We start from the raw sequence: 11,378 nt of genomic DNA, 5'->3' as shown, positions 1-11,378 counted from the left end.
TCCTTTTGCCCTGATTTTATATATTCACAAGCCCTTGATATCACACGTTCTTTATCCATAGTAACCACTTCCAATTAAATTTACTGGCCCTTCCTCCACCTTTCAATCATATTCAACAGCTTCTTGGGCCTGAAACGCAAATCGGCCAGAGATACCTCCCGGTGATCCTTCCCCATCTGGATCAACACCTTGCCCCGGCGGGGATGAACAGTCAACCTGATGCCCATCAATTCATAAACCAATTCATCTTCCTTAATCCGGTCAGCCCAACGGTTCTGCAAATGGAGACGCACATTTTGATCTACCCGGCGCAGCTCACGCCACAGACGGTATTGTTCTTCATTTTTCAATGTCAGTTCAGGAAGTTCCACCGCCTGGTTGAATAATTCCCAAGAGGTGAATAAATGGGATGACACCCCGTACCCCCTCGGTTCAATGGGCTCTTTTCTCTTTCCCAATCCTGCACATTGAACCGGACATACAGCCGCGCCTCCCGCTCCGGTCTTCGGGGCAGCTCCTTTATTTCTCTGCGCCTCACGATCTGAAAGTCTTTCACCTTGCCGTAATAGAGGATGCCTCCCGGCGGATAATCATGTTTTTGCTGATACAAGGCCACATATTCAATGTGGCTCAAATGGTATTGCACAAGCTCCAGAGGAATATGGTAAAAGCGGTGTTGCAAACAAAGGGAAAGCTGGTCATATCCTTGCCTGGGCCGGCGCAAGGAACCCACCAGGACGTTGAGACTGGCCTTTTTCCGGGCAAAAAACTCGCTCATACCCCGCACCGGGGTGGCCCGTTCAAATGAAGCCTCCGCCGTTTCGGTGATCAGCTGGTCCAGCAGTTCTTCCACCATCGATGTCGTCCCGGGCAGAAAAGGCAGCCCCCCGATATTGACCGTATCGATACTGCGGTAAAAGGGATGCTGACGGTACCTTCCTTCATCCCGGTAAGGAAACAGCACATAGGCCCCGTACATCAGGCGTTGGTAACCTCCTCCGTGAGCTTCATCCGTCCTGTCCTGGACAATGATGGCATCCCGGTAACGGTGCATGGTGTTGATGTCGTCCTCTTCCGGACCCGGCTGCCCGTATTTACGGGCATAATCGCTGCCCGGCACGGCCGGATTGAGGCGGTATTTGGCATCAAAGACAAACTTGTACGTTATCTGTGAATCTTCTTTCTGCAAAGAGAGGACATGATCTGGACGCTGATTGACCACGCCATCCTTATACAGGGGATTGTAAACCAGTTGATATCTTTCTCCGGTCCGGGGATTGCGGTAGGTTACTTTGCCGCTTGCAGCCCTTTCCAGAGTCACGTATAAGCCCCTGTCATTGATTTTGATAAGATCATTTTTCACCACTTCGTATTTTTTGCTGAGCAAACGGTGCAGGGTGAGGAAACACCAGTACTCATACAGCGTGGCCAGGTCTTTGGGAGAGAGACGGAAAATATCGCTTTGGATGGATAAGCCTTTGCGCAACATCAGGTAAAAACGGTACACATCCCGGTAACCCGTCCCCATCTGCATGACCAGGGTGATGGAAATATGCTGCAAAGCCCCCACTTCAGCCAGAAACGGTTTGTGAACCAGGCGGCGCAACGTCTGTTTTGTCCGCTCGACCCGGGCCAAAAATGTCTCATTCTGATCCCGCTGGGCAAAGGCCTCCCTGTAGGCTTGTTCAAAGCTGTTCAGCTGCCTGATCAGTTGTTGCAGCATCCACTTTAAAAAGCGGTTTTCCGGTGTGTCAAAGGATGGCCGTTTCCGCTCTTCCCGTAAACGTAAAGGATGATAGGCCTGCCCTTCGATCTGTAACATCCCCAGTTGATGGGGCTGGAGGAGATGGAGCTTTTTGGCCAGCCAGCGGTGATTTCTCCGGGAGGCCTTGCGCACCCTGTCTGCCGGACGTATCCGCTCTTCTCTTTCCAGCTTGGTTTGGGGAAACAGTTCAATCCGTTCCACCGCCTGGACCAGCTGGTCCATGATGGTCTCCAGGATGGCAAAAAACTCCGCTTTGGTGGGTTTTTGCCCCTCATACAGCCCCATGGTATGAAATGTTTTGCGCAAAAAATCATAGGCCAGGTTGTAGACGGTCCGGTTCACCTCGTCCAACAATTGCATATAATCCCGGCGGTAATCCATTTTGGAAGGGGTGACCTTCAGCAACAAAACTTTTCCCGACCTGATTCTAAACTCGGTATAGCCCACCTCGTTGCGAAAATTAAGGTGTCCGGTCCACAACCGGTCCATGCCTCTTACCTTGGAAACGGCTTTTGAAAGGGAAGGATTGTCATGCTCAAAGGTGATAGTCAGATCCGGATCCTTCACCTGAATGACCAGCTCATAATCCTGGTTCTCATAGAAGACCGGATAGACGTCGGGGCCGCTATAGGGAACCAGGTGATCCTCCGTTGCGGCCCGGGGATCAAAATGATACACCTCCGCCTCAGCCGGATACACTTCCAACAGGGCTTTGTTCTCTTCATCATGGAGCTGCAGTTGCCGCACCGTGGGATGAACGGGCCTGCCCTTAATTGTCAGCACCAGTTGCTCCGTTTCGATATGGAGAAGGTCCTGAACTTGATCAGGCCATCCAGAATGAGGTGAAACCATCCTCTTCAAACCTCCTGACCATCTCTGCCAGCTTGCTCAATGAGCGGCGGTAAGGGGAATTTGCTTCCACACGCAGTTTCATTTCATCGTATAGTCCGTGATCCTGTTCAGACAAGTTGGTGTTCCCCAATGTGTTAAACAGTTCTACCAGGATGCGCTTGATATTCATGCTGCTCCCCTGAATGCGGGGCAGGATTTTTTGCATGATCTGAAAATCCAGCGCCTCCTGTTCCGGCATGAGCTGAAAGCGGTCGTTGTACAGCATGTAAAAGAGGATCTCATCCCGTACCCGGAAACCGACCTGCAGATGGGCCCCGGCCAGAATGCCATTAATCTCGCTTAATTTTTGCACGGTCCGCCTGATTAATGGTTCGTTTTCCCCGGTAAACGCATCTTTCAGTATGAGATAATCCGCTTTTAAAAACGAGTTGCCAAATACCTGTTGTTCAGCTGTTTCCCGCTCTCTAGTTTCCTCTAAGTAAAAATCGAGGGATGCCTCCAGATTAACCTCGTTTAGCTCAATCGTGTTGGCCCGGTCCAGGACCTTTTTGCTAAAGGGATGGGTGGTTTCATCCATGTTGACAGTCCCAATGATATAGACGTTATCCGGTATGTACAGATCATTGGGGGCACTCCCGTTAGTTGTATTTGGAGCCGAGTCCAAAAGTTGATGGGTGACAATGGTCTTTTTTTGCTCATCCCACTTACGGGTCTCCATCACACTTAACAGGTCACTGAAATAGTGTTCCACCCGGGCCAAATTCATTTCATCCAGACAGACAAAATAGGGCTTGTCCCTGTTTTCCGGTCTTAAAGCGTCTTGAAGCACCGCAGTCAACGGACCGGGACGAAACTCTCCCTGCAAATCCGCATAACCCAATAAATCCGAGGGGTCGCTCCAGTCGGGACGGACGGGGATCAGTCTAAACCGTCCATTCTTCTCGGTGGCACCCATGGCCTCGGCAAAGAGCTCAACCAGTTTGGTTTTACCTGTTCCGGAGGTCCCGGCCAGAATAACAAACGGCTTTGTTTTAAGTGAAAGATAAAAGTTTTCTATAAACCGGTCTGAATAGTAGAATCCTTTGGAACGGATGTAGGATTGGATGTGGGATAAACCTTCCTTAGCAGGTATATTCAACACCACGGATTCACTTTTTTCGAGATTGTCCGAAAGAGAGGAATAATAGTCTTGCAATGCTTCTGTGGCATACACTCTTAAGGCTGCAATAACATCCTGATTCATCTCTTTCCACATTTCAGGTTTAAACCTTAAATATTCAACTTGCTCATGCTCAATTTTCTCCAGAACGTCCTGCATATGACGATAGGGATTTTTCAGTAACAGCCGTCGAATATAACCGGGATCTTTCCAGTCACTTTTGACAAGCTCCGTTTTTGAATTTTCAATGATTTCACCCTTGTCTTCCCTTTGTTTGTAATAAGCAATCGCGTCTTCGGCTACATCGGACAGCCTGGCAATTCCGTTTTGATCCATGGTGTTTAGCAAAGCTAAAGTGAGAACCATTTTATATGAGGCTTGCCTGCGGCCGGGTGAAAACAGGTTTCTCAGAGAGGAGGGGAGCAGCATATGATTTTTGCCACCCGTGGTGTAATCATAAAGGGGCAGCAGCTCTTTTAACCACTGGGCAAGTTTTTCTTCGATATTGTCCCACTGTACAACCTCTTCTTTCGGTACAACAACGCCGATCCGGACCCAATCATGATTATGATTAACGTGATTTTGATATTGTTGTTGGTAAGATGAATCCCTTAAATAGTCGGTTAAAGACAAATACTCTTGTTCGTCACCATCCTGGGATGTCCATACAAAATAACGGTTACTGTTGACGTGCTGTTCATCTGCCCATTGTTTAACAAATTGTAAATAATCGTTATGATCCTGCAATGAATTCGCTGATTTATCCGTTGCTTTATTATGCCACTCCAAATAAACCCGCAGGTTGAGACGGTTGATCATAACAGCGATACAGGATGCCGAATCTAATCTATCTTCACGCTAAATCTGGTCCAAAATCGACGGGATAACCGACCACTGTTTTGCCAGTTTTCCGTTCTCTCTTTTTTGATACCGTCACCTTCAAGCCTAGTTAATGTCAAATCCATTAATCGGTTCCAATCTTGCCAAGCGGTCTGGTATTCTTGCCGCACTTGTTCAGCATTCGGTGAATTGACGCGGTATTCGTACGAGTCGCGGTCGAAAACATCGAAGTGGTGGTTTGTTAGTTGCATGGAGTCACTCCTCTATGGATTCAAAGGCTCATTGAAATATACTATTATATATTATATTTTTAAAGATCATATATAATAAATCTGCTCTATATTTTGTTAAATAGCATTCTATACTGTTTCAATATATGCAGCTTCACCCTTTAACATAGCATCTAAACCCTCTTCCTTAATAGGAGAAGTATACATTTTTCCGTGTCGAATATCATGTATACCAACATTCATATCTGATGAATTTTCTTGGACGAGCACATTCTTCATTAAATATAATATAACGCTAACTTTGTTTTTTGATAATTTATCAGATTTAAAGTAAAGTTTAATTAACAATTTCTTACCATCTTTTATCAGCCCGAGTTCAGGATTAATAGTCACTTGTACAGACCCGTGAGTCCATTTGCCTGAGGGAGGATTAAACCAATCATATTTTGTTCTGCCCCACCATCTACAATATTCCTCAATCAGAGGTTCATAATTATGTAGTTTACGTTGATCCGTAATATATTGTAATAAGTTCTTTAAATAGCTTTTACCTAAATTTTTTTCATGAGTCTCAATTAATCTATTACGAAGTAATTTATAATAATCTAGAGCAGGATTATAGTCAGGCCTAACTTTAATTTGACGAATCTTAGTGATTTTAGGTGTCCCAGATTTTGATACTATATCAACAAAATCGGTTAAACTTAGCAGAGGCATTAAGATACACCCCTTTTAAAATATATATTATTTTTATATATTTCTGCTTTTTCGATTGATATCCTGCATTATTTAATAAAAAGTGAAAGACACGATCAAACGTAAAATCGTGCCTTTCAACATCGTAAGTGACAACTATACTGCAGGTTCAATGCCCATTTCGGCAAGTTTTTTCCATAAAGGCTCCATTGCTTTTTCTGGATCAAGGTAAAAATCGCTGCCTCTTACTCGCCAGAACGTCCAGCCTACGCGTTCTAATACACGTTGGCGTTCCATATCCGCTTCCCATTGTTCAAGCCCATGCCATCTGTCTCCATCACATTCTACAGCCAAGCGGTTGCGCATGCCCTCAACCACTAAATCTATTCTTTTACCTGCTGTTCCGACTTTAAATTGTGGAACAACACGATACCCTCTAGCCGAGATTAAACGGAAGACATCCTTTTCAAATTGAGAATCAAATTCATGCTCATATTGTTCTAAGTCCGTTTGGACACGGGCAGGATTGAGGCAGTAATTTAACAATTGATATCGGACACAGTTAGGGTTTAAATCGTTTAGGTCCACAGAATGGAATAAGATCATTTGGTCTCTCGCTCGACTCGATGCTACATTAAAACGTCTCATATCAGAAGCTTTGGTTAAAGCTCCAATCCTCATATTTGTTGCCACGACCATAGATAAAAGAATAATATCTCGTTCATCACCTTGGAACGTATAAGCATCTCCACACAGCAATTTCCGTTCTAACATCTCTTCTTCACCAATTCGCTCTCTAAGCATATTTTCGATCAGACGGGCTTGATCTGATTGTTGCAGGGAAATTACACCAATTGTTTTATCTTTTAACTTCGGATTGGAACATATTTTTTCAATATAATCAACAATAGCCTCTGCTTCAGGCCGGTTAATTTGTTTGGTCGTATGTTCTTCTCGATAACCTTCTTCGACTCGCACGGCTAAGACAGGGGGCTCGATCATTTCGTCTGGATGGGGAATCCGCAAGGGATCCATCTTCCCTCCGTACATTAGATCGTTGCTAAATTGAATGATTTCCGGTACACAGCGGAAATGCTCTCGCAATAAAATTTTACCTTCAAATATTTGATTGGCGATGTCATACAAACTGGTCGTCATTTCAAACCGTTTCTTTTGAGGGATATCCGTTAGGTGTCTTTCAATCAGCTCATGGACCTCGGCGACGTTAATCCCTACACTTTCAGGGCTAATTTGATTATCGTCCCCTACAATAACAGCCTTCTTTCCACGCAACAACACACAAAGGGACATGAGGTTGCTTTGACTACTTTCGTCCACGATAATCACATCAAAAAAGTTTGTATTTAATTCAATATTTTCCACTACTTTTTGAATTGGCATAATCCACACAGGGATGGCATCCTTACATGTGGTCATCTCTTTTTGTGCTTCTTTTCGATACATGTTGGCATATTTACCTGTCCCTTTTCCGATTCTTTTAATGGCATTTAACCACGCATGTAAACTTCGTTTTTGAGCGGATGTTGTGCGTTTAATTTGAGCTAACCAGGTTGACTCAGCCACTAATTGGCGAATCAATCTAGACTCGGTTTTACGTAAAAGAGTCAGTTCCTGCTCAAGTTGTTCAATACTTGGCTGTTTTCTGAGTTCATTAAGCCATGCATCAACTTTTTTCCATTTCCATGCCAAGAATACATCTTCCGGCAAGTCTACAGATTGTCCTTCTTGTCGTGTTGTTTCTAATTGAGTTTGCCATCTTGGACACGTTTCTTTTAACCTAGATCTATACTTAACAAACTGAGCATAATCGGCTTCCATTCCTTCAAAACGAAGCAGCTCTTGATAAACCAGATTCCATTTATCCTCATTCAACTCTTCACAAGCTTGAAACAATTGATCCCACGATTCATGGGCATGATGTGCTTCTTTTCCTTTGATCAATTGATTCTTCAAATCTTGAAAGAAGACCATGGCTTGTTGATATTGCCTTTTGATCTTAAGCCCTAGGAGACCTTTCTTAAGCTTTTTAAACCAATCTCTTTTAGTCCACTGAGGGTTCTCCGGAAGCCCTAGGACTTCTACTTGTGACCTTAATTGTTCCATTTTTTCTGGCCATGTAAGTAGAGAAACAATTTCGTATAGATACTCTTCTAGTTTGATAATAAAACGTGGATCGGACGACTTAATTTCTGGTCCATTCACTTCAGCCATATGTCTGTTCCAGACTAAGGCAATTTTCCGACTTAATTCTTCAATCTTTAAATAGTCTAAGATGATATCACAGTCCTGCTCTGATTGGATTGGGCGTCCATCAATTCGACATTGATCTAACAAATAGGCTAATTTTCTACCAGTGATGTTTCTAAATAACCATCCAGTTCCCTTCTGTCTGGCAAGGTGATCTTTCAACTTTTGAAGATCTTGTATGAGTTGAAATTGCTCTTTTTCCTCAGGTACAGTCACACTGTGCTGGATTAACGTTTGTCGTAAGGTTCGCCATTCAGCAATAAGTTCATGGCACTGATTAGCCAATGTTGTCCACATTTGCCCCCTCTCCCCACCACTCACTATGTCCTCAATGATCATATGTAGCCAAGGGGTCGACGGATCTGGAAGAATAGTGATTGCTTGATCAACACTTTTAATTAACTGGTCTAAATTGGATGGGATTTCACTTAAAGTCCAGTCCGCATAATACACTTGTTGTTCTTTGGCCTGATTCGCTAATTGTTTGACATGAAAAGCGTTTTCTTCAAACTGTGATGGAGAAGGGAGACTATCTGTGGATGGCCGATATTGTTGCAATTGTTGAATATCTTCAATCTCTAAATCATTTAGCAAGGTGATGAAGTGTTTAAGTTCGTCTGACGTTAAAGGGAATGGTTGATCGACGTTTGGTGAATCAGGAAACCAATCATGTCTTTTATTGGCCGCTAACCATTTGCTCATCTCCAACGGGGTCATAACCAAATCATCAATGGTCATCCGTTTATTTTCACCCTCTGCCGAATCATTGATTTGTTTCTGCAGTTTGGCCATCTGTCTCCTGGTTTCATCCAACTCTCTTTTCATCCGCGAAATATTCTTCTGAATGATTTCAGGTTGTCTAGAATCCATTCCCTCGGCAATATTTTTAATTGTCGTTTCTAATTCTTTCAGTGATTTTGAATCTCCACCAAGCAGACTGACACACAACGATCTAATTTCGGGCGGAATTTTTTCTTTTAATACCCGTAAAGCCGGTTCTTTTTCACTGGTCACCAATACGCGTTTGCCATGAGCTAACAAATGTGAAATGAGATTAGCTATCGTGTGGCTCTTTCCTGTTCCCGGAGGGCCTTGGACAACGACCCCCGGTTGAGTCGCTAATTTCTGAGCAATTAATTTTTGTTCTTCATTGGCTGGCAAGGGAAATAATAATTGTTCCCCTGACTTAGCCCATTGTTTGTCCTGTTGATGCCGGGAGATAATCTGCTCTGTATCTGTTGTGGCGAGGAGTTGAACCGGATCAGACACAGGAAAACCATTACGCAGCTTCTCTAAAATACCTAATAATTCCCGTTGCCATACCCTGTTATTTTTATATCTTAAAAATAAGACGGGTGTATATGTCACCACCGGTATACGAGGTTGCTGGGGACGATGCTTTTCATCTTCCACATAACGGCCCTGGGGATGGATTGTGTGCACAATTTCCCTCAAAAGGGGCGTAAGACTATCCCTATCCCACACATTAAGGTCTATTTCTCCCACTTGGCGTTCCATTTGTTGTAAGCGCCTAATGTTGGGAATATCTAGATTGTTAAGCATATCCAATTCTAAAGTGGTGCCTTTGCTAGTAGGATAAAGTTTAAACACCCCTTTTTTAGCCTCAAATTGTAATTCCAAAGGGGTAACAAAAAAAGGCCGTTCAATTTTTTCAGATCCAACACTCCAATTTAACAGCCCATGTCCCCACGCCAGCTCAAGGAGTTCTCCTTCCCGTTGGAACCTTTGATATAAGGTAAAGAGTTCATTGTATAAACGTTGAATTTTCATTTTTCGAGAAGCCACCTGTGCCCAAGGTTCCCACTGATGGCGATACCATTCATTGTAGGCTGCCACCCGTTTGGGGTCGTCCTCAAACAGGATCTTTTTATGTTCTCCCTGGTCCTCATTACCGATCAAACGGGATTTGATCACCTCCGGATTTTTATCCGGGGAATCAGAATACTCAACCCATTGTTTTAGAATGAAGGGTAATACAAGTTTGGGTGGAATCTCTTGTTTATGTACCTCTAACCATGCCGCCTCATCAGACCCCCGACCCGCAATATAACATCCCTCATCTTCAACCAGCTCATGAAGCCACCATATTCGTTCATAGTCAATTAACTTTCGATCAATTTTTTCGTTCAAATTTCTAACGGCAAGTAAGTACTCAAAAATCTGAGCCACTTTTGAAGTGGTACCAAGCATGCTAAAACCACCTCACATTCTTTCGATCTACTCTCTTTCTTCCATTAATGGGGCACGATTAAATGAAGTTAACCGTGCCCTTTTTAATCACCAATCAGTATTATATCTTATTTCCATATAATCTTAGCCATGTCAAACAAAAGCTGGTGTCTTTCTTCTAACTCCTCTGGACCAAACTTATCCATTGGCCGGAAGTTAAGGTTATACTTTCTGATCATCTTTTTAAAATCTAACTTTGATTTATAGCTGTCCCGCCGTAAGGTTTCATTCCAATACAGTGTGTTGGCATAGGATTTCAATTTTTCAGAATAAGATTCATTATTACTGGATATATTATCCTTCCCTTTTAATAACAATAATCCACCTAGACGATTTCTCTCCCGTTCAAATCGGTCTTCATCATGTCCAAATGCAGCCAGATTTTCAGGATTATCCGCCAAGATATGCTCGATATGAAATCCGTTCACGGGACCCGTATTAGCCACTAAATCATACAATGAATGTTTCATTTGCATGTTTGTATTATCGGCAATAAATTGTTCAATCCGAGCAAAAAAGTATCGCTTAAATCGCTTATTTAACTCAATGCCGGTATCACGGAATAAGTTATAGGAGAAAACATCAGCAATTTTAACACCGCGGTTTTCCGATAATAGCTCAATCAATTTTTGATCAAACACTTTTCTAATCACGCTAACATCTTGTTCCCTAATTTTGTTGCTAATATCATAAATGGACTCATTAAAATCATTACTGTCATAACTTCTTTGAAGTTGTAGTAATGTAAAGAGGCGATCAACCTCATACGATATCACTTTTATCTTTTCATCTTCTTGTGGATCATGGAGCTTACAAGCCGATAAGATAAGAGTAAACTGACTATCCATTTCAGTCAGTCGATTATAATAAACGTGAATATAATCATCATGAGGTTCTCGACGATATTGTAATATGCGGTGATACAGTTCGGTGTAATAATGAAAAGCATTTTTTAAGAAGTCTTTCACTGCCCTAGGATTATTTTGTAAATGTAAGTGTTGATCCATTTCGATGACGTACAATATTTTGTGTAAGCACTTGAAAAAATAAAAATAGGTAGGGTATCCTCGGAATTGGCGACATTCCATAAAAGAAAGGAGTACCCTACCTTATGGTATCAAGTGTAACAAATTCCGGGATAGAAAATCAACTAGATAACTTGTTAAGAGCATTTGTTAAAGAAAAACTTGAGCTCATTATGAGAGAGGAGCTTGAAAACTTTTTTGGTGTTAGTATAGTTTCATGGACACATTTTAGTTAAGTCCCTTACAATAAAAATTGGGAGAGGATGTGTCCAATATGAACCGTAAGAAATTCA

General features: G+C 42.8%; 7 protein-coding genes. All 7 read right to left on the bottom strand.

Features of this window, described 5'->3' with window-relative positions:
• Positions 1–80 precede the first annotated feature (80 nt).
• The gene (locus J2S00_RS07640; RefSeq protein ID WP_307337692.1) at positions 81–416 is read right to left on the bottom strand and encodes a hypothetical protein; all 336 of its coding nucleotides are present in this window, start codon (positions 414–416) and stop codon (positions 81–83) included.
• Positions 353–2,617, bottom strand: coding sequence for a restriction endonuclease-like protein (locus J2S00_RS07635; RefSeq protein ID WP_307337689.1), 2,265 nt, complete (start codon positions 2,615–2,617; stop codon positions 353–355). Before J2S00_RS07635 ends, J2S00_RS07640 begins: the two co-directional genes overlap by 64 nt.
• A complete protein-coding gene (locus J2S00_RS07630) occupies positions 2,589–4,595 on the bottom strand; it encodes an McrB family protein (protein ID WP_307337686.1) in 2,007 nt (668 codons plus the stop codon). The genes J2S00_RS07635 and J2S00_RS07630 overlap by 29 nt, the downstream gene beginning before the upstream one ends.
• 23 nt (positions 4,596–4,618) lie before the next feature.
• Positions 4,619–4,867 carry an HI_0552 family protein gene (locus tag J2S00_RS07625; protein ID WP_307337685.1) on the bottom strand — a complete coding sequence of 83 codons (249 nt, stop codon included), beginning with the start codon at positions 4,865–4,867 and terminating at the stop codon, positions 4,619–4,621.
• A gap of 108 nt (positions 4,868–4,975) precedes the next feature.
• Positions 4,976–5,563 carry a hypothetical protein gene (locus J2S00_RS07620; protein WP_307337682.1) on the bottom strand — a complete coding sequence of 196 codons (588 nt, stop codon included), beginning with the start codon at positions 5,561–5,563 and terminating at the stop codon, positions 4,976–4,978.
• 135 nt (positions 5,564–5,698) lie between these two features.
• Positions 5,699–10,021 (bottom strand): PDDEXK-like endonuclease domain-containing protein, encoded by a 4,323-nt coding sequence (locus J2S00_RS07615; RefSeq protein WP_307337679.1) that lies wholly within the window; start codon positions 10,019–10,021, stop codon positions 5,699–5,701.
• Positions 10,022–10,128: 107 nt separating this feature from the next.
• Positions 10,129–11,067 (bottom strand): GmrSD restriction endonuclease domain-containing protein, encoded by a 939-nt coding sequence (locus J2S00_RS07610; RefSeq protein WP_307337676.1) that lies wholly within the window; start codon positions 11,065–11,067, stop codon positions 10,129–10,131.
• Between the last annotated feature and the right edge of the window lie 311 nt (positions 11,068–11,378).

It is taken from the genome of Caldalkalibacillus uzonensis (assembly GCF_030814135.1).
Classification (GTDB): Bacteria; Bacillota; Bacilli; order Caldalkalibacillales; family Caldalkalibacillaceae; genus Caldalkalibacillus; species Caldalkalibacillus uzonensis.
This window is presented reverse-complemented; position numbering and strand designations above follow the sequence as displayed.

Bases quoted from the DNA above. Each gene is read 5' to 3' on its own strand.
- J2S00_RS07625 (WP_307337685.1), bottom strand. From the start codon at position 4,867: ATGCAACTAACAAACCACCACTTCGATGTTTTCGACCGCGACTCGTAC.
- J2S00_RS07615 (WP_307337679.1), bottom strand. From the start codon at position 10,021: ATGCTTGGTACCACTTCAAAAGTGGCTCAGATTTTTGAGTACTTACTT.
- J2S00_RS07630 (WP_307337686.1), bottom strand. From the start codon at position 4,595: ATGATCAACCGTCTCAACCTGCGGGTTTATTTGGAGTGGCATAATAAA.
- J2S00_RS07620 (WP_307337682.1), bottom strand. From the start codon at position 5,563: ATGCCTCTGCTAAGTTTAACCGATTTTGTTGATATAGTATCAAAATCT.
- J2S00_RS07635 (WP_307337689.1), bottom strand. From the start codon at position 2,617: ATGGTTTCACCTCATTCTGGATGGCCTGATCAAGTTCAGGACCTTCTC.
- J2S00_RS07610 (WP_307337676.1), bottom strand. From the start codon at position 11,067: ATGGATCAACACTTACATTTACAAAATAATCCTAGGGCAGTGAAAGAC.